This window comes from Streptomyces sp. bgisy027, from assembly GCF_057710365.1.
Genome location: NZ_JBYIVZ010000021.1, coordinates 1 through 22515, shown reverse-complemented (window position 1 = coordinate 22515; position 22515 = coordinate 1). Strand labels below are relative to the sequence as shown.

At 71.1% G+C, this 22515-nt stretch carries 19 protein-coding genes and 2 pseudogenes; 9 read left to right on the top strand and 12 right to left on the bottom strand.

What is annotated here, in order from left to right:
* The first annotated feature begins 9 nt into the window (after positions 1–9).
* The 4 genes from AC3ETA_RS22255 to AC3ETA_RS22240 all read left to right on the top strand — a co-directional run bounded on the left by AC3ETA_RS22255 (position 10) and on the right by AC3ETA_RS22240 (position 4908).
* Positions 10–3255: a sensor histidine kinase gene (locus tag AC3ETA_RS22255; protein ID WP_432194658.1), complete on the top strand. Its 3246-nt coding sequence runs from the start codon at positions 10–12 to the stop codon at positions 3253–3255.
* A 10-nt stretch (positions 3256–3265) separates the two neighbouring features.
* On the top strand, positions 3266–3679 hold the full coding sequence (locus AC3ETA_RS22250) for a roadblock/LC7 domain-containing protein (RefSeq protein ID WP_030948713.1): 414 nt from the start codon (positions 3266–3268) through the stop codon (positions 3677–3679).
* Positions 3680–3773: 94 nt separating this feature from the next.
* Positions 3774–4346 carry a DUF742 domain-containing protein gene (locus tag AC3ETA_RS22245; RefSeq protein ID WP_030948717.1) on the top strand — a complete coding sequence of 191 codons (573 nt, stop codon included), beginning with the start codon at positions 3774–3776 and terminating at the stop codon, positions 4344–4346.
* Entirely contained in the window at positions 4327–4908 is a 582-nt protein-coding gene (locus tag AC3ETA_RS22240) for a GTP-binding protein (RefSeq protein ID WP_026248371.1), read from the top strand. The genes AC3ETA_RS22245 and AC3ETA_RS22240 overlap by 20 nt, the downstream gene beginning before the upstream one ends.
* Positions 4909–5200: 292 nt before the next feature.
* Here the strand turns inward: AC3ETA_RS22240 and AC3ETA_RS22235 are convergent, their stop codons facing one another.
* The 3 genes from AC3ETA_RS22235 to AC3ETA_RS22225 form a co-directional block, all read right to left on the bottom strand.
* A complete protein-coding gene (locus AC3ETA_RS22235) occupies positions 5201–5395 on the bottom strand; it encodes an acyl-CoA carboxylase subunit epsilon (RefSeq protein ID WP_432194657.1) in 195 nt (64 codons plus the stop codon).
* 57 nt (positions 5396–5452) lie between these two features.
* Positions 5453–7036 (bottom strand): acyl-CoA carboxylase subunit beta, encoded by a 1584-nt coding sequence (locus AC3ETA_RS22230; protein WP_432194656.1) that lies wholly within the window; start codon positions 7034–7036, stop codon positions 5453–5455.
* 154 nt (positions 7037–7190) lie between these two features.
* Positions 7191–9506, bottom strand: a complete 2316-nt coding sequence (locus AC3ETA_RS22225; protein ID WP_432194655.1) for a polysaccharide lyase 8 family protein — start codon at positions 9504–9506, stop codon at positions 7191–7193.
* A 135-nt stretch (positions 9507–9641) separates the two neighbouring features.
* Between AC3ETA_RS22225 and AC3ETA_RS22220 the strand changes: the two genes are divergently transcribed.
* The gene (locus AC3ETA_RS22220) at positions 9642–10253 is read left to right on the top strand and encodes a YceI family protein (protein ID WP_432194654.1); all 612 of its coding nucleotides are present in this window, start codon (positions 9642–9644) and stop codon (positions 10251–10253) included.
* A gap of 37 nt (positions 10254–10290) precedes the next feature.
* Here AC3ETA_RS22220 and AC3ETA_RS22215 read toward each other — a convergent pair whose 3' ends face one another.
* Positions 10291–10554, bottom strand: coding sequence for a YdeI/OmpD-associated family protein (locus AC3ETA_RS22215; RefSeq protein ID WP_488187644.1), 264 nt, complete (start codon positions 10552–10554; stop codon positions 10291–10293).
* Positions 10543–10635: pseudogene (locus AC3ETA_RS22210) on the bottom strand (YdeI/OmpD-associated family protein); the annotation flags it as partial. The pseudogene AC3ETA_RS22210 and the gene AC3ETA_RS22215, both read right to left, overlap by 12 nt.
* Before the next feature lie 419 nt (positions 10636–11054).
* On the opposite strand from AC3ETA_RS22210, the gene AC3ETA_RS22205 reads away from it, so the two are divergent.
* Together AC3ETA_RS22205 and AC3ETA_RS22200 are read left to right on the top strand one after the other, a co-directional pair.
* Positions 11055–11285, top strand: coding sequence for a hypothetical protein (locus tag AC3ETA_RS22205; RefSeq protein ID WP_432194652.1), 231 nt, complete (start codon positions 11055–11057; stop codon positions 11283–11285).
* 186 nt (positions 11286–11471) lie between these two features.
* Positions 11472–12254: a S1 family peptidase gene (locus AC3ETA_RS22200; RefSeq protein ID WP_432194651.1), complete on the top strand. Its 783-nt coding sequence runs from the start codon at positions 11472–11474 to the stop codon at positions 12252–12254.
* Between the two features lie 92 nt (positions 12255–12346).
* Here AC3ETA_RS22200 and AC3ETA_RS22195 read toward each other — a convergent pair whose 3' ends face one another.
* Both AC3ETA_RS22195 and AC3ETA_RS22190 read right to left on the bottom strand, forming a co-directional pair.
* Positions 12347–13693: a hypothetical protein gene (locus tag AC3ETA_RS22195; RefSeq protein WP_432194650.1), complete on the bottom strand. Its 1347-nt coding sequence runs from the start codon at positions 13691–13693 to the stop codon at positions 12347–12349.
* Positions 13690–14250 carry a glycoside hydrolase family 3 protein gene (locus AC3ETA_RS22190; protein ID WP_432194649.1) on the bottom strand — a complete coding sequence of 187 codons (561 nt, stop codon included), beginning with the start codon at positions 14248–14250 and terminating at the stop codon, positions 13690–13692. The genes AC3ETA_RS22195 and AC3ETA_RS22190 overlap by 4 nt, the downstream gene beginning before the upstream one ends.
* Positions 14251–14476: 226 nt before the next feature.
* Between AC3ETA_RS22190 and AC3ETA_RS22185 the strand changes: the two are divergent.
* Positions 14477–14650, top strand: a pseudogene (locus AC3ETA_RS22185) (ricin-type beta-trefoil lectin domain protein); the annotation flags it as partial.
* A gap of 122 nt (positions 14651–14772) precedes the next feature.
* Here AC3ETA_RS22185 and cimA read toward each other — a convergent pair.
* The 5 genes from cimA to ureA all read right to left on the bottom strand — a co-directional run bounded on the left by cimA (position 14773) and on the right by ureA (position 20981).
* Complete coding sequence (gene cimA / locus AC3ETA_RS22180) at positions 14773–16377, bottom strand: citramalate synthase (RefSeq protein WP_432194648.1); 1605 nt, start codon at positions 16375–16377, stop codon at positions 14773–14775.
* 533 nt (positions 16378–16910) lie between these two features.
* A complete protein-coding gene (locus tag AC3ETA_RS22175) occupies positions 16911–17510 on the bottom strand; it encodes a TetR/AcrR family transcriptional regulator (RefSeq protein WP_432194647.1) in 600 nt (199 codons plus the stop codon).
* Between the two features lie 9 nt (positions 17511–17519).
* Positions 17520–18560 (bottom strand): agmatine deiminase family protein, encoded by a 1041-nt coding sequence (locus AC3ETA_RS22170; protein ID WP_432194646.1) that lies wholly within the window; start codon positions 18558–18560, stop codon positions 17520–17522.
* Positions 18561–18570: 10 nt separating this feature from the next.
* Complete coding sequence (locus AC3ETA_RS22165; RefSeq protein ID WP_432194645.1) at positions 18571–20280, bottom strand: urease subunit alpha; 1710 nt, start codon at positions 20278–20280, stop codon at positions 18571–18573.
* Positions 20277–20981 (bottom strand): urease subunit gamma, encoded by a 705-nt coding sequence (ureA, locus tag AC3ETA_RS22160; protein ID WP_432194644.1) that lies wholly within the window; start codon positions 20979–20981, stop codon positions 20277–20279. The genes AC3ETA_RS22165 and ureA overlap by 4 nt, the downstream gene beginning before the upstream one ends.
* 129 nt (positions 20982–21110) lie before the next feature.
* On the opposite strand from ureA, the gene AC3ETA_RS22155 reads away from it, so the two are divergent.
* The coding region (locus tag AC3ETA_RS22155; RefSeq protein ID WP_432194643.1) for a cytosine permease at positions 21111–22515 on the top strand (1405 nt) is incomplete at its 3' end.

Here is a 22515-nt window from a genome sequence, read left to right as displayed (position 1 = left end):
GTTGGTCGAGTGAGGCGAAGCAAGAACAGTCCCGAGCCGTCGGCCCGGGGCAACTTCACCCCGCCGCCGCGCGGAGCGGCGCCTGTCCCTGTGCCCGGATCGGAACCAACAGCGGCGCCCGCGCCCAGCGGCGGCCGCTTCTCGCCGCGCAACTGGCGCGTGCCGACCCGGCTGAACGCGATCCTGCTCATACCCGTGATGGTCGGCCTCGTCATGGGCGGCTTCCAGGTGAAGAGCTCGATCGACACCTGGCAGGAGGCCGAGGACGCGGAGAACACCGCGCGCCTGGTCGCCGCCGCCCTCACCTACGGCGACGCCCTCCTCGTCGAGCGTGACGTCTCCGCCGCTCCCCTCCTCCAGGGCAAGGGCGAGGACGACCCGACGGTCGCCAAGGCCCGCGCCGCGACCGACAAAGCCGCCGACGCCTTCGACGAAGCCGCCCAGAACATGCCGGACCGGGCCAACCTGGAGCGCCGTCTGGAGCGCTTCCGCGAGGTCGAGCCGGAGCTGACGGACCTGCGCGCCGCCGCCTACACCGACAAGCTCCAGGGCGTGGAGACCGAAGAGGGCTACGTCGAGGTCGAGCACCGTCTGCTCGAGTTCTCCAACGAGCTCGGTCTGGGCACCGGAAACATCACCAGCTACGGCCGTACCGTCTACGCCATCTCGCTGACCAAGGGCGCTCTCTCGCTGGAGCGCTCCATCGGTATGCACATGCTGGTCAAGCCGGGCCCCAAGGCCACGGACCTGGCCCGGCAGCGCGTCGCCCTGTCCTCGTACGCCTACCTGGAGGGCATCGCCATCCAGGAGTACACCAGCGGTGGCACCGAGGAGGACAACCAGAAGCTGGTCGACGCCACCAGGGAGATCAAGGCCGAGGGCGCTGCGATGGCCAAGGCGGCCAAGCAGAAGAACCCCGACTACGTGGCCCCGCCGGCCGACCCGGTCAAGATGGTCGGAGCGCTGGCCCAGCTGAGCTCCACGGACACCAGTGAGCGTGCCGCGCTCGCCTCGCAGGGCATCACCGCCGAGAACTGGTGGGCGGTCAACACCCTCAAGTACAACGCCTACCGCGACATCGAGAACGACCTCGCCAACACCGCGGTGAACGAGGCCTCCGTCATCTCCGACGACGCCAAGCGCGACGCCCTGATCACCGGTGCCGCCGTCGTGGTCGCCCTGCTCGCCGCGTTCATCCTGGCCGGCATGGTGGCCCGCCAGATGTCCCGCTCGATGCGCCAGCTGCGCAACGCCGCCTTCGGTATCGCCGAGCAGCGTCTGCCGATGCTGGTCGACCAGCTCTCGCGCACCGACCCCGGCCGTGTCGACACCCGGGTCGCGCCCATCCCGATCAACACCCGGGACGAGATCGGCGAAGTCGCCCGCGCCTTCGACCAGGTCCACCGCGAGGCCGTCCGGCTCGCCGCCGAGCAGGCCCTGCTGCGGGGCAACATCAACGCGATCTTCACCAACCTGTCGCGCCGCAACCAGTCGCTGATCGAGGGCCAGCTGACCCTGATCACCGACCTGGAGAACAACGAGGCCGACCCGGACCAGCTGGAGAACCTCTTCAAGCTGGACCACCTCGCGACCCGTATGCGCCGCAACGGCGAGAACCTCCTCGTCCTCGCCGGCGAGGAGCCCGGCCGCCGCTGGGACCAGCCGGTCCCGCTGGTCGACGTCCTGCGCGCCGCCTCCTCCGAGGTGGAGCAGTACGAGCGCATCGAGCTCTCCGGCGTCCCGGAGGCCGAGATCCACGGCCGCGCCGTGACCGACCTCGTGCACCTGCTCGCCGAGCTGCTGGAGAACGCGACGACGTTCTCCTCCCCGCAGACCAAGGTCCGCGTGACCGCCACCCGTCTCCCCGACGGTCGGGTCATGATCGAGATCCACGACAAGGGCATCGGCCTCACCGCCGAGGACTTCGCGGACATCAACCACAAGCTGGCCAACCCGCCGACCGTCGACGCCGCGATATCCCAGCGCATGGGCCTGTTCGTGGTCGGCCGGCTGTCCGACCGGCACGGCATCCGCGTCCAGCTGCGCCCCTCCGGCGAGCAGGCCGGCACCACCTCGCTGGTCATGCTGCCGGACGCCATCACCCACGGTGGCGGCGGCGAGCAGCAGGCTCCCGTCGACGAGTTCACCGTCTCGCAGATCATCCCGGAGCAGCACTTCCAGGGTGAGAACTTCAACCAGCAGCCGATGCGGACGGCCGCCGAGCTCGGCTTCGACGACAGCCGCTACGCCGAGGTCCCGGACGACCTGCGCGACCTGGACCCGGTCGGCCGCTCCCTGATGCGTGAGGAGCGCCGTGCGGCCCTGGAGGCCGAGATCCACGGTCCGGGCGAAACCCCGGAGCTGACCGCCTACGCGGACGACTTCCCCGCACAATCCGGCTACGGCAACGGTCAGAACGAGTTCGGCGACCAGCGCGAGGGCTACGACCGGCAGCAGGCGTACGAGGACCAGCAGCAGGCGGCGTACGACGAGCAGCAGATGCCGTCGTACGAGGACCAGCAGCAGTCGTACGACGACACGTACTACGCGCCGAACGGCGGCCTGCCGCGGGGCGACAGCTTCTCGTCCGGCGGCGGCTACCCCGAGCCCTCCTATGCGGAGCCCGCTCGTGAAGAGCCCGCGGCCGCCCGTCCCGCTGCCCCGGAGTCCTTCCCGGCCTTCGAGCAGCGGCGTCACCAGGACGACTGGCCGCAGCAGGACGGCTACCGCAACGGCTACCCGGACCAGTACGCTCCGCAGGCGGAATCCGCGCAGGCCGATGACGCAGGTGAGCGCGACCGCGTAGGCTTCGACCATCCGGGAGCGGCCCCCTCCGCCGGTCACACCATGACCGACGCCGGGCTTCCGCGCCGCGGTGCCCCCGCGAACGGCACCAACGGCGCACGGCCCGCGCGGCAGGAAGCGCCGACGCCGGCGCCCGTACCGGAGAGCAACGGCGACGACTCCTGGCGCTCGCAGAACGACGAGCGCTGGCAGCAGGCCTCGCAGCTCCGCAAGCCCAAGGCAGGCGGGGTCACCTCCTCCGGCCTGCCTCGGCGGGTACCCAAGGCCAACCTGGTCCAGGGAGCCGCCGAAGCCACCCCCCAGGGCGGCCCACAGGTCTCCCGCGCTCCCGAGGACGTCCGGGGCAGGCTGAGCAACCTGCGCCGGGGCGTCCAGCGGGGCCGCAGTGCGGGAAGTGAAACGAACGGCCAGGGCTTCGGTCCTGACAGCACCTACAACCAGGAGCGTTAGTGTGAGCCCGATGAGCCAGGCGGCACAGAACCTGAACTGGTTGATCACCAACTTCGTGGACAACACCCCCGGGGTGTCGCACACGGTGGTGGTCTCCGCCGACGGACTCCTTCTGGCGATGTCCGAAGGCTTTCCGCGCGACCGCGCCGACCAGCTCGCGGCCGTCGCCTCCGGTCTGACGTCTCTGACGGCAGGCGCCTCCCGCATCTTCGAGGGCGGCAGCGTGAACCAGACGGTTGTGGAGATGGAGCGGGGATTCCTCTTCCTGATGTCCATCTCCGACGGTTCCTCCCTCGCGGTGCTCGCACATCCCGAGGCGGACATCGGCCTCATTGGGTACGAGATGGCACTTCTGGTCGACCGTGCCGGTACGGTCCTGACGCCGGATCTGCGTGCGGAGCTCCAAGGGAGCCTGCTCAACTGACAGACAGCGGTGCGTTTTGGCGTCCCGTGGCCGTAAGGTTTCGGGACGCGGCTCCACATGATGGGTGCCAGGCACAGTCGGAGGAGGAGAGAAAGTGGCAACACCCCCAGACGGTTCATCATCGGGCAACTGGTCGTACGGCCCTGCCCAGGGCCAGAACGACGGTTCCCAGAACCGGTACAACTTCCCCTCCCAGCCGAGCCAGAGGCAGCCGTACGCTCCGCAGGGCCCCGGCCCCTCGCCGTACGACCAGCCGCCGGCACCGCGCATCCAGCCGGTGCAGCCGCAGCGACGCGCCCCCGAGCCGGCGCCCGCCGGGGCGTCGAACAACCCCTTGGTGCGCCCGTACGCCATGACCGGCGGCCGGACGCGCCCGCGCTACCAGCTCGCCATCGAGGCACTGGTGCACACCACCGCGCAGCCGCACCAGATGCAGGGCCAGCTGCCCGAGCATCAGCGAATCTGCAACCTCTGCCGGGAGATCAAGTCGGTAGCCGAGGTCTCGGCTCTCCTCACGATCCCTCTCGGCGTGGCCAGAATCCTCGTCGCCGACTTGGCGGAGGCGGGACTGGTCGCGATCCATCAGCCCGGCGGCGACGAGAACGCCGGCGGCCAGCCAGACGTGACACTGCTCGAAAGGGTGCTCAGTGGACTTCGCAAGCTCTAGCGGCGGTCCTTCCCGCTCCACCACCTCCGCGAAGATCGTGGTGGCGGGCGGCTTCGGCGTGGGCAAGACCACGTTCGTCGGCGCCGTCTCGGAGATCAACCCGCTGCGCACAGAGGCCGTGATGACGTCAGCTTCGGCGGGCATCGACGACCTCACTCACACCGGGGACAAGACGACCACCACGGTCGCCATGGACTTCGGACGCATCACCCTGGACCAGGACCTGATCCTGTACCTCTTCGGTACGCCGGGTCAGGACCGCTTCTGGTTCATGTGGGACGACCTGGTACGCGGCGCCATCGGCGCGATCGTCCTGGTGGACACCCGCCGTCTCGCCGACTGCTTCCCCGCGGTCGACTACTTCGAGAACTCGGGTCTCCCCTTCGTGATCGCCCTGAACGGCTTCGACGGCAACCAGCCGTACAACCCGGACGAGGTCCGTGAGGCCCTCCAGATCGGCCCCGACACCCCGATCATCACGACGGACGCCCGCCACCGCGCGGACGCGAAGTCGGCGCTGATCACCCTGGTCGAGCATGCGCTGATGGCCCGACTGCGCTAGCGGCCCGCCTCTCCGGCCCGTTTCGGCTGCGGCCCCCGTGCCTCCTGTGGGAGGGACGGGGGCCGTTGCTCGTTCCATGGCCGCTGCGGGTGAGTGGGGCTGATCGTGCAGTTCCCCGCGCCCCTTGAAGGTCGGGCCACTGGCCCCGAGTTCAGGGGCGCGGGGAACTGCACGAACGGCCCACGACCGCCCGCAGCCGCCCGCGGGACGGCACCCCCGGGCTCCTGAGCGCCTCATGCCGACGGCCCCGTCCTCCCGAGGGGAGAACGGGGCCGTACAAGCGTTGCCGGCCTCAGCGCCAGCTGTGCGGGGCGCGGAAGCCCGGCTCGCGTTCCAGTCGGCGCCAGCCCGCCTTCGCGCGACCCCGGTGGGCCGGAGCGGCGTCGGTCGGGCGGGCGGCGGCGCGGGCCAGCAGGATCGCCGTGATGGCCGCGACTTCCTCGGGCTCGGCGTGGCCCTTCTCGACGCGAATGTCAGGGGAGTTCATAGGTCACAGTCTCCGTGAGAGAGGTTTCCGCAGGGGTACCGCGAAGGATCCGCCGGGTTACTGCGGGGGGTTGCCGTGCTTGCGGGACGGCAGGTCGGCGTGCTTGGTGTGGAGCATCGCCAGGGACTTCACGAGCACCTCGCGGGTCTCGGCGGGGTCGATCACGTCGTCCACCAGGCCACGCTCGGCCGCGTAGTACGGGTGCATGAGCTCGGACTTGTACTCCTTGACCATGCGCGCCCGCATGACCTCGGGGTCCTCGGCCTCGGCGATCTGCCGGCGGAAGATGACGTTGGCCGCGCCTTCCGCGCCCATCACGGCGATCTCGTTCGTCGGCCACGCATAGGTGAGGTCCGCACCGATGGACTGGCTGTCCATGACGATGTAGGCACCTCCGTACGCCTTGCGCAGGATCAGCGAGATCCGCGGCACCGTCGCGTTGCAGTAGGCGTAGAGGAGCTTCGCGCCGTGCCGGATGATGCCGCCGTGCTCCTGGTCGACACCCGGAAGGAACCCGGGGACGTCCAGGAAAGTGACGATCGGAATGTTAAAAGCGTCACACATCTGGACAAAGCGCGCAGCTTTTTCGCTCGCCTCGATGTCCAGGACGCCCGCGAGGGACTGCGGCTGGTTGGCCACGATGCCGACGACCTGACCGTCGAGCCGGGCGAGCGCACAGATGATGTTGCGCGCCCAGCGCTCGTGGACCTCGAGGTACTCGCCGTCGTCGACGATCTCCTCGATGACCTTGGCCATGTCGTAGGGACGGTTGCCGTCCGCCGGGACCAGGTCGAGGAGCACCTCGCTGCGGCGGTCGGGCGCGTCCGAGGGCTCGACCCGGGGCGGGTTCTCGCGGTTGTTCTGCGGGAGGAGCGAGAGGAGGTAGCGGACCTCCGCGATGCACGTCTCCTCGTCGTCGTACGCGAAGTGGCAGACGCCGGAGGTCTCGGCGTGCACGTCGGCGCCGCCCAGGCCGTTCTGGGTGATCTCCTCGCCCGTCACCGCCTTGACCACGTCCGGGCCGGTGATGAACATCTGGGAGGTCTCGCGGACCATGAACACGAAGTCCGTGAGGGCCGGCGAGTACGCCGCGCCGCCCGCGCAGGGGCCGAGCATGACCGAGATCTGCGGGATGACGCCGGACGCCTTGGTGTTGCGCTGGAAGATGCCGCCGTAGCCGGCGAGCGCCGAGACGCCCTCCTGGATACGGGCTCCGGCGCCGTCATTCAGGGAGACCAGCGGGGCACCGGCCGCGATGGCCATGTCCATGATCTTGTGGATCTTCGTGGCGTGGGCCTCGCCCAGCGCGCCGCCGAAGATCCGGAAGTCGTGCGCGTACACGAAGACCGTGCGGCCCTCGACCGTGCCCCAGCCCGTGATGACACCGTCGGTGTACGGCTTCTTGGCCTCCAGGCCGAAACCGACCGCGCGGTGCCGGCGCAGCTGCTCGACCTCCCGGAAGGAACCCGGGTCCAGGAGCAGCTCGATGCGCTCCCGGGCGGTCAGCTTGCCCTTGGCGTGCTGCGCCGCGGTCGCCTTCTCGCTCGGGCCGGCCAGCGCCTGCGCACGGATCTCGTGCAGTTCGGCCGTCCGCCCGCGGGCGTCGATCGGCTCACCCGGTGCCTCATCCAAAACGGTCATGTAGCGACCTTACGAAGGACGCGCGCGAAAGCGAGCCGTTGACTCCGTACAGTCTCCGGACCCATTTCCTGGTGCCACTGAACAGAACCCTGACCGCATGCAGCCTTTCCGACTGCTCAGAGGGCGTCCGCGTTGTGGAGGTCGTACAAAGCCGTCAGGCGAGAGCCACCTCACATCGATGGGTGGCGCATACCATCCCCGGAGTGACGCGGACCCGCAGTCGGCGTCCGGTCGCGAGGATCTCGACCGACTCGTCCGCCCACAGGATCCGTCGTACGGGACGGTCCCAGGTGATCTCCAGCGGCTCGCCGGTGCGCGGCGGCTCGCTCACGCAGAGCGTAGCGGTACGGCCCCGGCGCCGGAGCAGCACACTCGCGCCGGCGGAGGCGGTGAGGTCACCGGCCGTGCCCGGCTGCCAGAAGTTCGCGACCGTCAGGCCCAGGGAGGGGACGCGGACCGCCTGGCGGCCGGCGTCGTTGGCGAGTACCCGCAGCCACGTCCGGTCGGCGGCGCGGGCGGCCACCTCCGCACGGCGGGCGCCGGGCATGAGCAGGTAGATGTAGGCCGCGTCCGTCGGGTCGGTGCCGTGATCCAGCCACAGGGTCTGCCATCGGCGGGTGCGGCGCTCGGTGGTGCCGGTGGTGTTGATGTCGGCCCAGGCGCCGGTGCGGTCCTCGCGCAGGGTGCGCAGTTCGCCGTACGGCACCACCCAGCCGCCGTGGCCGGTGAGATGGGCCCAGCCGGGGCCGCACAGCAGGGCCTGGGTGCCGTTCTCCCCCAGGTTGCGGTTGTCGACGACGGTCTCGACGGGCACGCCGTCCGTGCAGGTGATCCCGGCGCCCAGGCAGATCACGGCGTCCGCGGTGCAGAACCACGACTTGCGGGCCTCCAGGGTCGAGCCGAGTCCCTTCAGATGCTGTCCGATCGCCGCGTACTCACCGTCCGTCGTGCCACCGACCCAGCGCACCGCGGGCTTGGGCTCACCCCACTCACCGCCGGCCCGGTCCGGGAGGCGGCGGGTGGAGACGGTCGTGCCGGGGAGGCGGTACCAGTCGACCGTCGGCCAGTACCAGTCGGTGTACTGATCGCCCAGGCCGTCGGCCCACCATGACACCATTCCGGCCCCGGTGTGCCAGCCGCGCGGGTTCTCGCCGTTGCCGCACTCGTAGTGGGCGATGCGGTCGCTCGCCATGGCGATGCTCGCGACGAAGCGCGGGCGGCGGTGCACCGCCCGGTCCATCGCGGCGAAGAGGTGGTGGCCGACGGGGTCGGCGGCCGCTGGGACCGGCGACTGGGCGACGGCGTGCAGGCGGGCGAGGTCGGCCACGCCGAACTGACGTGCCGTCAAGATCGGTGTGACGGTGTCCCGTTGGATCCAGCCCTTGAGCCTGCCGTACCAGCGTTCACGCTCCGCCGCGCTCGCGCCGTCCGCGAGCAGCGCGATCGCGGCGATGACGCCCTGCCCGTGGTAGTGGTCGCTGCGCATCACCTGCCGGTCGTCGCTCTTGAGGTAACCCCGGCTGATCGCACGGCCGTTGACGCCGTCCATCACCAGACCGTCGTGGATGAGAGGCGCGTAGGCGCGCTCGACACTGTCGAGGACGATCTGGCGGTCCGGGTCGGTCACCTCCCACTCGGATCCGGCGAGCAGCGCGAAGAGGCGGCCGAGGCCGTCGAGGAGGACCTGACCGTAGGTGCCGGAGTAGGCGACCCAGGTGTGCTGGACGAAGGAGCCGTCGGCGTGCAGGCCGTCCCCCTTGGTGACGTACGGGAAGACCGGGGAGAGCGCGTCCCGGGCGAGCGCGATCTTCGCCGGGGTGCGTCCGAGGATGCCGCGCAGGGCGACGCTGCGGCACAGGTCGACGCGGTTGGCACCGGTGGACGTGCCGGAGTAGTCGGTGAGCATCGCGTCGGGGATGAAGTGGTCGACGGCCGCGCAGGCCGCCGCGATGCGGTCGCCGGTGAGGTGGTCGTACAGCGCGGCCGTGATGTCGGTCAGCAGGCGAGGGCTGCCGATCTGCCATTCCCACCAGTTGCCGTAGCGGGTGGTGGCGGGGTTGTAGACGGTGGCGGAGAGGTGGTCGAGGCCGCGCAGGACGTCGGCGAGGAGGCCGGGGTCGGCGGTGGAGCCGGTGCCCTGCCGGCCGTAGGCCCGGGTCATCGTCCACAGGCGGCTGTAGCTCTGGGTGATGCCGGCGGGCGGGTCGAAGGGGTGGCCGGGCCACAGGGAGGTGGGGGTGGGGGCCATCGTGGCACGGAAGCGGCGCGCGAGGGTGCCGGTCTCGGCGAGGCGGGAGGCGTACGGCTCCGCCGCAGGGTCGTAGCCGGTGCCGAGGGCGATGTCGAGCCAGCGCCGGCGGAGCGCTTCACAGGGGTCGGCGTCCGCCGCGCGGGCCGGGGTTGCGGCGGCCTGCGCGAAGGAGGCGGTGAGGGCGGCGGCGTACAGGAAGGCACGGCGCGTCGGAGTCATGTCCATGCCCTATCACGTGACGGCGAGTAACTCCACGGACACGCCCTGAATGATGTTGAAAGCTGAACGGAATAGGTCTACGGTGATCCGTGTTGAGTAGTTCAAGATTCAACATCATCTCCCGAGGAGCACGCCATGGGCATCTTCAACCGCAAGGACACCGCCGACACCGCCACCGCGACCGCTGCTGCCGCCGCCGGCCCCGACCTGGCCGCGCTGACCGGCGAGTACACGATCGACCCGGCGCACTCCACGATCGGCTTCGTCGCGCGGCACGCCATGGTCACCAACGTCAAGGGCAAATTCCTCGACTTCAGCGGCTCACTGCACCTGGACGGCAGCGACCCGTCGGCGTCGACCGCGTCCCTCGACATCAAGATGGACAGCATCGACACCGGTTCCGCAGACCGTGACGGCCACCTCAAGAGCGCGGACTTCTTCAAGATCGAGGAGTTTCCGACGATGACCTTCCGCTCCACCGGGGCGGAGGCCCTCGGCGGTGACGACTACCGCATCACCGGTGACCTGGAGATCCTCGGCACCACCCGGTCGATCACCATCGACCTGGAGTTCAACGGCGCCGCGAAGGACCCGTTCGGCAACGAGCGCGTCGGCTTCGAGGGCAAGGCGGAGATCCTGCGCTCCGAGTGGGGCCTGACCTGGAACGCCGCGCTGGAGACGGGCGGCGTGCTGGTCTCCGACAAGATCAAGCTGAACTTCGACATCTCGGCGATCCGGAACGCGTGACCCCACGCACCCCTCGAAGCGCCGGTGAGCAGCACGCTCACCGGCGCTTCGCCATGTCCCGCACGATCGCGGCGACCCGGGCCGCCCGGCCGCACCCGGTCCGGGCTTGCAGAAGGCCGAGCATGACCTGGTAGCGCTCGGTCCTGCTCAGCTTCTCGAAGGCCGCCCCGGCACGGGGGTTCTCGGCGAGCGCCGCCGCCAGCTCGGCGGGAACCTCCGCCACGGCCTGCGACTCGTACGCCCCGGCCCACCGGCCGTCCGCCTTCGCCGCCTCCACCTCGGCGAGGCCCGCAGCACGCATCCGTCCCTCGGCGACGAGTTCCGCCACCCGCCGCACATCGACCATCGACCAGACGCTTCCGGGCCGGCGCGGAGTGATCCGCCTCCGCCGGTGTGGGCCAGCGCCGCGCCGGTCGCGGTGGCGCTACTGACCGCCAACCCAACCACTCGGCGAAATCGGCACGCGGCCACCGGTCAGCCGATGTGGACCAGCACCGCGCCGGTCGCGGTGGCGCTACCGACCGCCAACCCAACCACTCGGCGAAATCGGCGCGCGGCCACCGGTCAGCCGATGTGGACCAGCACCGCGCCGGTCGCGGTGGCGCTGCTCACGGCCTGCCTGACCGCACGGCGAAATCGGCGCGCGGCCGGACGCCGCACCCGGGCATCATCGTCGGCATGACCGCCACGTCCCGCCCGGGTCCCGCATGGCTCGCCATCGCCTCCTAAGAGTTCGAGAAGGGGAGCCTGCACCCCCTGGCCGCCGTGCGCGCCTGACTGCGTGAGCGCGGCATCGACTGGATGCCGTTCACCGCGGGCGAGGTCCGCTGGGATCGCGTGTGTGCGCCCGGGACCGACGGGCACTGGCGTGCGTGGATCACCGTCCATGTCGACGCCGGTGCCCTCCGGCTGCTCGGACTGCACCCCGAGCAGCCGACCTCTGTCGTCAACGGCCCCTCCCCGCCCGGCTGGTGGCATGCCGCCGGAGAGCGGTACGCGCGACCGGGCCCGGACGGGCACCCCCGCGCCTGAACGGGCGTGGCCGGATTTTGCCCCTTGTGGGGGCGGTCATGGGATTCCCATAATCCAGCAACGGAATTGACCGGCACATGTCAGCAGGATGTCAGCAGTTGCTCACTCCCCTCCGCTTGGCATGCTCCCGCCACTTCCCTGCTCTCTCCACGTTCGCATGTCCAACCCCCCACGGAAGGCATCACGTTGAAGAAGCTCCTCACCGCGCTCAAGAGATGCGCGGCCCTCGGCGCCGCCGCTCTCGCGATCGTCAGCCTTCAGCCCGTCTCGGCCGCGCAGGCCGCCGACTCCCGTGTCGTCGGCGGAACCCGCGCCGCGCAGGGCGAGTTCCCGTTCATGGTCCGGCTCTCCATGGGCTGCGGCGGCGCGCTCTACACCCAGCAGATCGTGCTCACCGCCGCGCACTGCGTGGGCGCGACCGGCGCCAACACCTCCATCACCGCCACCGCGGGCGTCGTGGACCTGCAGTCCACCAGCGGCCGGGTGCAGGTCCGCTCCACGTACGTGTACCGGGCCCCCGGCTACAACGGCAACGGCAAGGACTGGGCGCTGATCAAGCTCGCCCAGCCGATCAACCTGCCGACGCTGAAGATCGCCACGACCACGCAGTACAACACCGGCACCTTCACCGTCGCCGGCTGGGGCGCGGCCCGTGAGGGCGGCGCCCAGCAGCGCTACATGCTCAAAGCCAACGTGCCCTTCGTCAGCGACGCCCAGTGCCGCTCCTACAGCGGCTACAGCGGCCTCGTCGCGAACGAGGAGATCTGTGCCGGTCTGCCCTCGGGCGGCGTCGACACCTGTCAGGGCGACTCCGGCGGCCCGATGTTCCGCCGCGACGCCGGCAACGCCTGGATCCAGGTCGGCATCGTCAGCTGGGGCATAGGCTGCGCCCGCCCCAACGCCCCCGGCGTCTACACGGAGGTCTCCACCTTCGCCTCCGCCATCGCCTCGGCGGCGTCCTCGCTCTGACCTCGCAGCACCGCTGAACCACCCCTGAAACGGGCCCGGTGTCCTCGGACGCCGGGCCCGTGCGTGCCGTACGATCCTGGTCCGCCGCCTCCTCAGAAGCCCCCGCCGAAGTCCCCGCCGCCGCCGAAGTCCCCGCCGCCGAATCCCCCGCCGTCGAAGCCGCCGAAGTCCCCGCTGTCGAAGTCGGCGCCGGAGACGTCGCCGCCCTCGTAGCCGCCGTAGCCGTAGCCCGCGCCGTAGTCGGCCGCGTAGGACGGGGCGGCCATCATGGAGCCGAGCAGGGTGCCGACGAGCAGGCCGGGCAGGAGGCCGCCGCCGAAGTAGCCGCCGGCCCAGGGGCCGTAGGCGGGTCCGGCGTCCCAGTACGGGCGGCGGCCCTGCTCGGTGTCGACCTCGCGGATCACGGGGTCGCGGCCCTCGGACAGCCGGGTGCGGTCGGCCGCACAGACCGGGACCTCGCGGCTGGTGCCGCCGGGTGGCGTCCAGGTCTCGTCGGCCACGGACGGGCCGTGCCGCGGATCGAAGAAGCACGGCGGCCGGCGCTCCGGCAGCGGCCGGTGCTCACGGCGGGCGGCCAGCTCGGTGAGGGAGAACCTGCCGTCGTCCAGGGCCTGTGTGACCGCCTTGACGTCCTCCGGTCTGCGGGCGGAGTCCATCAGCCGTTTCGCCTGGTCGTAGGAGTCCAGGGCCTGCTCGTAGCCCGCGCGCATCGCGTCGTCGGCGCCGGGCTCCGCCGGATGGAAGTCCAGGCGGTCCAGTTCCTCGCCGAACGCGGTGATGTCCTCGTCGACCACGACCCGCAGCTTCTCCAGCGCCGCCCGCTGCTGCGCCTCGTGGCGCCTGCGGTTGCGCCGGACCAGGGCGTACGCGCCCGCGCCGCCCGCCAGCACCACCGCGCCGACGGCGATCAGACCGCCGGCGTCCACGCCCGCGCCGCCGCCGTCGCTCCAGCTCGCCGGAGCGGTGCCGCCCACATTGCGCAGCGCCGAGTCGACGAAGTCGTTCAGCTGGGCCTTGGGGTCGCCGGCCGACTGCACCGAGGCGACCAGGTTGTCCACGGACTGCCGGGACATCACCGACGCGTCGGCCGCCGCGTCGAAGCGGTCGCCCACGCGGACGCCGTACAGACCCGTGATGCCGGTCTCCGTACGGAGGTTCAGCAGCAGGTTCTGCGTCGGCTGATCGGCCGGGAGGACGGCGACGAAGACCGGTTTGTCGGCGTCCTCGATCTTGTCGGCGAGCGCCTCGGCGTCCGACGACGACAGTTGGTCCGAGGCGGCGGGGTCCACGTACACGGGACCGTCGCGCAGCGCCTCGGCGACCTGTGAAAGGTCCGTGGCCGCATGTGCGCCGGGCGCGCCTGCCGTGAGCACCGCGAGTGCGGCGGCGGCCGGCACGATCAGCGAGCGCATGAGGCCCCGGAAGAGCGGAGTCCTCATACCCTCGACGCTACCTGATGGGCCGGGCAAAGGCGCCGGTCCCGGTGGCTGGAACCCACCGGGACCGGAGGCCGCACGGCATCCCGCCGCGTGCCGTACGGCGGCTCAGGCCGCGCGGTACGCCGCGCCCAGCCTCTCCGCCGCCACCCGGAACCGCCGGTCAGCAGCGGACGGCCGGCGTCGGCGCGGGGCTTCGCCACCGCCTCGGTGATCCCCGCGCCGCCCGCCCGCTGCCGGACGATCGGCCGGGCCCTGGTGACCGGGGCACGGCCGCCGGCCTCCGTCCCGGCCTGCTCGGCGTCCCCGCCCGCGAGGCCGAGCGCCCCGAGGGTCGCGGCGCCGCCCTCGGGCACCTCGGCCGGCGTGGCCGGGCCCAAGCCGCCGGGGAGCCACGGGCCGTACGCGGTGTCGCCGACGTTGACCGGCAGCCGGGCCTCGCGCCTCGGCCAGGTCACGGGAAGCCGACCGCCGAAGGGCCGCTTGTTGCGGAGGACGTCCGGCACGCCGTCGCTCTCGGTACCGGGCAGCCAGGAGGCGACCAGGGCGGTTCTGCGCATGGAACGTCCCTCCACTCTCATGGTCCGCACCCGACTTACCTCACGACTTGAGTTGACCGGGGGTGCCATTTGACGTCAAGACTTCACGTCAGAACCGGTACGCCCCCAAGTCCCGGCCGGATCAATGGCGTTGTCCCTTCACCTCATGAACGCGCGACCTCTTGACGCGTACACGAAGCCGTCATTTACTCACGCCTCGCATGCCCCACAACCCCCACCTGAAGACGACTGCAACGGCTCGGGTGCGCAGCTGTGGTCGTACAACGCCGCCACCGGGGACGTGGTCAACCGTGCCGCGAACAAGTGCCTGGACGTGACGGACAACTCCTCGGCGAACGGCGCCCGCGCGCAGATCTGGAGCTGTACGGGGGCCGCGAACCAGAAGTGGCGGCTTCAGTAGGGGCGCGCAGCGCCTGAGGTTCGTCGTCGGTCGGGGCCGTCGGCGGCTGCAGCCCTCCAGGGGCGCGGGGAACTGCGCGACCGGCCACTACGGGCCCGCAGCCGCCGTACGACGGGTGTCCGCTACTCGGCCGGTGTCACGCCTGCGCGCAGCAGGCCGTAGGTGTAGGCGTCCTCCAGGGCCTGCCAGGAGGCGGCGATGACGTTCTCGGCCACGCCCACCGTGGACCACTCCCCCGCTCCGTCGGACGTCGAGATCAGGACTCGGGTCGTGGACTGGGTGCCGTGTACCCCTTCCAGGATGCGGACCTTGTAGTCGACGAGGTCCAGCTTGGCGAGCTGGGGGTAGATCTTTTCGAGGGCGACGCGAAGCGCGCGGTCGAGGGCGTTGACCGGGCCGTTGCCCTCGGCCGTGGCGACGATGCGCTCGCCCTTGGCGAAGAGCTTGACCGTGGCCTCGTTGGCGTGGCTGCCGTCGGGGCGGTCCTCGACGATCGCCCGCCAGGACTCGACCTGGAAGTAGCTGAGGGGCCTGCCCTCGACCTCGGCGCGCAGGAGGAGTTCGAAGCTCGCGTCGGCCGCCTCGTAGGTGTAGCCCTTGAGCTCGCGCTCCTTCACGCGTTCCACCACCCGGCCGACCAGTTCGCGGTCGCCGCCGAGGTCGACGCCGAGCTCCTTGCCCTTGAGCTCGATCGAGGCGCGGCCGGCCATGTCGGAGACCAGCATCCGCATGGTGTTGCCGACCTGCTCGGGGTCGAGGTGCTGGTACAGGTCCGGGTCGACCTTGATCGCCGAGGCGTGCAGGCCGGCCTTGTGCGCGAACGCGGACACGCCGACGTAGGGCTGGTGGGTGGAGGGGGTGAGGTTCACGACCTCCGCGATGGCATGGCTGATGCGCGTCATCTCGCGCAGGTGGCCGTCGGGGAGGACCTTCTTGCCGTACTTGAGCTCCAGAGCCGCCACGACCGGGAAGAGGTTGGCGTTGCCGACGCGCTCGCCGTAGCCGTTGGCCGTGCACTGGACGTGGGTCGCGCCCGCGTCGACCGCGGCGAGGGTGTTGGCGACCGCGCAGCCCGTGTCGTCCTGGGCGTGGATGCCGAGCCGGGCGCCGGTGTCGGCGAGGACGGTGGAGACGACGGCCTGGATCTGGGCGGGGAGCATGCCGCCGTTGGTGTCGCAGAGGATCACGACGTCCGCGCCGGCCTCCGACGCCGTACGGACGACGGCTTTCGCGTACTCGGGGTTGGCGCGGTAGCCGTCGAAGAAGTGCTCGCAGTCGACGAAGACCCGGCGGCCCTGCGCACGGAGGTGGGAGACCGTGTCGCGGACCATGTCCAGGTTCTCGTCCAGGGTGGTGCGCAGGGCCAGCTCGACGTGGCGGTCGTGCGACTTCGCGACCAGGGTGATCACCGGGGCGCCGGACTCCAGCAGCGCGTTGACCTGCGGGTCCTCGGACGCCTTGCCGCCGGCTCGCCGGGTGGCGCCGAAGGCGACCAGCTGGGCGTTCCTGAAGTCGATCTCCTGCTGGGCGCGGGCGAAGAACTCGGTGTCGCGCGGGTTGGCGCCGGGCCAGCCGCCCTCGATGAAGCCCACACCGAACTCGTCCAGGTGCCGTGCGATGGCCAGCTTGTCCGCGACGGTGAGGTTGATGCCCTCCCGCTGCGCGCCGTCGCGCAGCGTGGTGTCGAAGACGTGGAACGAATCGTCGAGCTCGCTGGTTGCGGTCATGGTGTCAAGGCTCCTGCTGTTGGATCCCGTTGGATCGCGGTCTTTACCGGAATGACCGGCTCCACCGTCCTCCTATGATCCCTCGCGCTCTGCTCCCGGCTGAAGGTGGGCCAGAAAAGCGAAAAACCCCTCGCGGGTGCGAGAGGTCTGCGCGCGGGTCGAGGACGACGGTGTCCACCCGTACCTGGTCGTACGTGGTGGTCACTGCGGACCGGCGCGCCTGCTGCCAATAATCATGGCGAACGAGAGCACGGGGGAAGTCTGGCACAAACCGCCCCCGGGCTCACCGTCCGTCTCAGAATGCGAGCACTGCGTTGATCATCGCGACCGGCGGACGAAGCCGTCGCTCGCGCCGTTGGTGTCGCCGGCGACGAGCTGCGACGAGGCGGTGCTGATCCCGAGGCGCTCCGCGCCCGAGCTCACCGACGCCCGTGGACGCGTTTCCCCGGCCTTCGCCGAAGGCTCCCCACGAGGGGAACGCCTCGCGCGTTACATGGTCAATCCCCCATATTGCGTACAACCGGGGCATGGGCTCAGGAGTCCGCGAGAAGGCTGTCGTCGAGGAACTCCCTTACGTGGCGCAGGATCTGCGCTCGGTCCGTGCCCCGCAGTCCGATGGCCACATGGATCGAGAAGCCGTCGAGGAGTGCCCGCAGCCGGGCCGCGAAACGGTCCGGGTCGACCGACCGGAACTCGCCCCTCGACACCCCCTCCGCGAGCAGCGCCACCAGGTCGCGGTGCCAGGCGCCCTCGATCGCTGCCTGGCGTGCGCGGGCGTCGTCGTCGGCGTTCTGCGAGCGGTTCCAGACCTCCAGCCACAGGGTCCAGTGCGGGTCGCGGTGACCGACGGGGACATACAGGTCGACGTAGGCGTCGAGCCGCTCGCGGGCGGAGGCGGACCGGGTGAGGAGCCGGCCGCGCTCGGCGCCGAGCCGGCCCTCGCTCCACTCCAGGGTGCGCAGCAGCAGCTCGTCCTTGGAGTGGAAGTAGTACAGGAGATGGCCGCTGCTCATGCCGACGTGAGTGCCGAGCGCCGCCATGGTGAGCTTCTCCAGACCGCGCTCGGCGATCATCTCCATGGCGGCGGCGAGGACCTCGTCACGGGGCGGCGCCTGCCTGCGCCCACCGGCCATCTGCGGCTCCTAGATCTTCGGCTGCTGCTGTGTGATGCAGTGGATGCCTCCACCGCCCGCGAAGATCGTACGGGCGTCGACGAGGGTCACCGTCCGCTCCGGGAAGAGGCGCCGGAAGATGCCGGCCGCGATCTCGTCGCGCGGGTCGTCGAAGCCGCACAGCACGACGCCACTGTTGCAGAGGTAGTGGTTGATGTAGGAGTAGTCGGCCCAGTGTCCGTCGGCCTCCAGGACGGTCGGCGCGGGGACCTCCACGACCTCCAGGCGTCGGCCGCGCGCGTCCGTCTGCGACTTCAGCAGGCCGATGATCTCCCTGGTCACCTCGTGGTCGGGGTGCGCCGGGTCCGGCTGCGCATGGGCCACGACCACGCCGGGCCGGGCGAAGGCCGCGACGATGTCGACGTGCCCGAGGGTGCCGAAGCCGTAGGGAGGGTAGTCGCCGGTCAGGCCTCGGGGCAGCCAGATCGCCTTGCGGGTGCCGAGCATGCCGTGGATCTCGGCCTCGACCTCCTCGCGCGTCCAGTGCGGGTTGCGCTCCGGACCGAGCTGGACGGTCTCGGTGAGCAGGACCGTCCCCTCGCCGTCGACGTGGATCGCCCCGCCCTCGTTGACCAGCTTCGAGGCGTACGTCCTCGTCGAGCCGGCCAGGTCGCAGACGTGTGCGGCGATCTTCGCGTCGTGCTCCCAGCCGGCCCAGTCCTGGGCACCCCAGCCGTTGAACGTCCAGTCGACGGCGGCGAGTTCACCCGCACTGCTGGTCAGGAACGTCGGGCCGATGTCGCGCATCCAGGCGTCGTCGAGGTCCCGTTCGACGGTCTCCACACCCGGACCGAGCAGCGCCCGGGCCTCCTCGGAGTGTCCGGGGCCGCACACCACCGTCACCGGTTCGAAGCGCCGCACGGCACGGGCGACCGACGCCCAGGCCCGGCGGGCCGCCGCGAGATCCTCGGCGTCCTCGAAGGTCACGTTCGGCCCCGGCCAGGCCATCCAGGTGCGCTCGTGCGGGGTCCACTCGGCGGGCATGCGGAAGCCGTCGGAGGCAGCAGACATGGCGGGGTCCTTAGAGGAAGTAGAGGCGGTTGAGGGAGACGGACTCGGCCGGCTCGGAGTGCAGCGGTTCACCGTCGAGGGTGACCAGTCCCGTGCGCTGGTCGACGTCGACGGCTCCGGTACGGGAGTTGCGGCGCAGGTCGGCGGGCCCGATGCCGCGCGTGCCGCGCACGGCGACCCTGCGGCGCCGGGTCGGCATCGTGTCGTGCCCCTGGTCGACGGCGGCCCGTGCCACGAAGGCGACGGAGATGTCGGCGGGCGTGGCGCCGTACGCCCCGAACTGCGGGCCCAGGACGAGGGGTTCGCAGGTGTCGGTGGCGGCGTTCGGGTCACCGGTCACGCCGTACGCCGGGAAGCCGGACTTGAGCACCAGCTGCGGCTTGGCTCCGAAGAACTCCGGCCGCCACAGCACGATGTCGGCCAGCTTGCCGACCTCGATCGAGCCGACCTCGTGGGCGAGTCCGTGGGCGATGGCCGGGTTGATGGTCAGCTTGGCCATGTAGCGCAGGACGCGTTCGTTGTCGTGCTCGTCGGGTGCGCCGAACTCGGCCTTCATCTTCCCGGCCATCGCGAAGGTGCGGCGGACGGTCTCGCCGGCCCGGCCCATGCCCTGCGCGTCGGAGGAGGTGATGCCGATCGCGCCCAGGTCGTGCAGCACGTCCTCGGCGCCCATCGTCCCGGAGCGGATGCGGTCGCGGGCCATGGCGGCGTCGCCGGGCAGGTCCGTCTTCAGGTCGTGGACGGACACGATCATGCCGTAGTGCTCGGCGACCGCGTCCCGTCCGAAGGGCAGGGTGGGGTTGGTGGAGGAGCCGATGACGTTCGGCACTCCGGCCATCTTCAGCACGTTGGGGACGTGTCCGCCGCCGCAGCCCTCTATGTGGAAGGCGTGGACGGTGCGGCCCTCCAGGACCCGCAGGGTGTCCTCGACCGACAGGCACTCGTTCAACCCGTCGCTGTGCAGGGCCACTTGGACGTCGTGCTCCTCGGCGACCCGGAGTGCCGTGTCCAGGGCACGGGTGTGGGCGCCCATGTCCTCGTGCACCTTGAAGCCGGACGCGCCGCCTTCGGCGAGGCCCTCGATCAGCGGAGCCTCGTGCGAGGACGAACCCCGCCCGAGGAAGCCGATGTTGACGGGCCAGGCGTCGAAGGCGTTGAACGCGTGCCTGAGCGCCCAGGGCGAGTTGACGCCGACACCCCACACCGGCCCGAACTCCTGGCCGATGACCGTGGTCACCCCGGAGGCGAGCGACGCCTCCATGACGCGCGGCGACAGCAGATGGACATGGGTGTCGACGGCTCCGGCGGTGGCGATGAGCCCCTCCCCGGACACGATCGAGGTGCCCGTGCCGACAACCACGTCCACCCCGTCGAGGGTGTCGGGGTTCCCGGCCCGCCCGATCGAACAGATCCGGCCTTCCCGGATCCCGATGGAGACCTTGCGGATCCCGAGCGCCGCGTCGATGACGACGACGTTGCTGATGACGACGTCGCAGGTGTCGCGGACGGCGGCGGCCTTGAGGTGCAGCCCGTCCCGGGCGGTCTTGCCGAACCCGGCGAGGAACTCCTCGCCGTAGCGCTGTGAGTCGGACTCGACCCGGATCGTCAGCCCGGAGTCGCCGAGCCGTACGCGGTCGCCGGCGCGAGGGCCGTGCGCCGCCGCGTACTCGTGCGGGGTGAGGCGGCGCGCCTCGGCGGGGTGGCCTCCCGGACGGCTCATCGCCGGCCCTCCTGATCAGGTGTTTCGGTTGCTCCGAGGTAGCCGCAGGCGGCGGCGCGGCGCAGTGCCTCCGTGCGGGCGCCGGGGGCGTCCAGCGGTCCGTCGACGAGTCCGGCGAACCCGATGGCGATGCGTTCGCCGCCGATCGGCACGAGTGGGACCTCGACGCTCTCGCCGGGCCCGAAGCGCACGGACGACCCGGCCGGTACGGCGAGCCGCATGCCGTAGGCCCGCTCGCGGGGGAAGTCGAGGCGCGGGTTCGCCTCGAAGAAGTGGAAGTGGGAGGTGACGGAGACGGGCACGGTCGCGGTGTTGGTGACCGTCAGCCGCACGGCCGCCTCGGGTGCGGCGTGCTGCGGGCCCGGCAGCAGCGCGCCGGGGGCCTCGGGGCCGAGTCCGCCGCCGAGGGGGTCGGACACGACCGCGAGCCGTGAGCCGTCGTCGAAGACCGCCTCCACGTGCACCTCGGTGACGACGTCCGCGACGCCCGGCAGCACGTCGTCCGGCCCGAGCACACCGCGGGCGCGCTCGATCGCCTCGGCGAGCCGCGCCCCGTCCCGGGCGGCCTCGCACACGGTGTCCGCGACGATCGCGGTCGCTTCGGGCACGTTCAGCCGGAGCCCGCGGGCCCTGCGTGCCCGGGCCAGCTCGGCGGCTCCGAAGAGCAGCAGCCGGTCACGTTCCGTGGGGGTCAGTCTCACGACGCGGCACCTCCTTGCCAGACTCGAAGTTAGAGCATCACTCTAAACATGAAAATCCCTGGATCGAAAGGCTGACAGCAAACCTCGGGCACTTCAGATTGAACGTCACTCAAACCGAGGGAGCCACCCATGCCGATGGAACAGCGCGGAGTCGACACCATCCCCGAGGAGGAACGCACCAGCGGCCCCCGGGACCTCGTCTCGATCCTGCTCGGGTCGAACCTCTGCCTCGGGGTGATCGTCTTCGGCTGGCTGCCCCCCTCCTTCGGCCTGGGCTGGTGGGCGTCGGTGAGCTCGATCGTGGTCGGCACGCTGGTCGGCACGGCCCTCACCGCCCCGCTCGCCCTGATCTCCCTGCGCACGGCGACGAACCTGTCGACCTCCTCCGGCGCCCAGTTCGGCGTGCGCGGCCGGCTGGTCGGCTCGGTGGTCGGCCTGCTGCTCGCCCTCGGCTACACCGCCCTGACCGTGTGGATCGGCGGCGATGTGATGGTGGGCGCACTCGGCCGGCTGGTCGGGCTGCCCGCGAACGAGGTGTCGTACGGCGTGGTCTACGGACTGCTGGCCGCGGCGACCGTCGCGGGCGCCGTGTACGGCTACCGGGTGCTGCTCGCCCTGTCCCGCGTCCTCGCGGTCGGCATGACGGCCCTGCTGGTCCTCGGCGTGATCGCCTACGCCCCGCACTTCACGACCGACGCGCTGCCCGAGGCCGGCGGCTATCTGCTGGGCGGGTTCTGGCCGACATGGCTGCTGGCGACGGTCGCGGCGGGGCTGTCGGGCCCGATCGCCTTCATCACCCTGCTCGGCGACTACACCCGCTACATCTCACCGGCCCGCCACACCTCGCGCCGGGTACTGCACGCGACCTGGCTGGGCCTGATCCTGGGGCTGCTGGTCCCGCAGCTGTTCGGCACCTTCACGTCGTACGCGGCACGGGCCGCCCTCGACTACGCGGGCCCCCTGGTCGACGCCTCCCCCGCCTGGTACCTGGTGCCGCTGCTGCTCGCCGCCTCGGCCGGCTCGGTCGGCAACGCGGGCCTGATGCTCTACTCCATGGGCCTGGACCTCGACGCCATCCTGCCACGCGCCTCCCGCGCCCGCGCCACCTGCACGGTCGCGGTCGTCGCCACGATCTGCGTCTTCGTCGGCCACTACGCCTCGACCGCGCAGGACGCGATGACGTCCTTCGTGCTGCTGCTGACGGCCGTCGGCACCCCGTGGGCGGTGATCACCCTGATCGGCTTCGCCCGCTGCCGGGGCGTGTACGACGCGGACGCCCTCCAGGTCTTCAACCGCCGCGCACGGGGCGGGATCTACTGGTACCGGTCCGGCTGGAACATCCCGGCGACCGTCTCCTGGGCGCTCGGCGCGGCGGTCGGCCTGCTCGCCGTCTCCCTGCCGTCGTACGAGGGGCCGCTGCTGTCCCTGACGGGCGGGGTGGACTGCAGTTTCCTGCTGTCGGGGCTGGTGGGGGGTGTGGCGTACGCGGTGCTGGAGTCTCGGCAGAGCCCGGATCGTGCCTACGCAGCCCGTC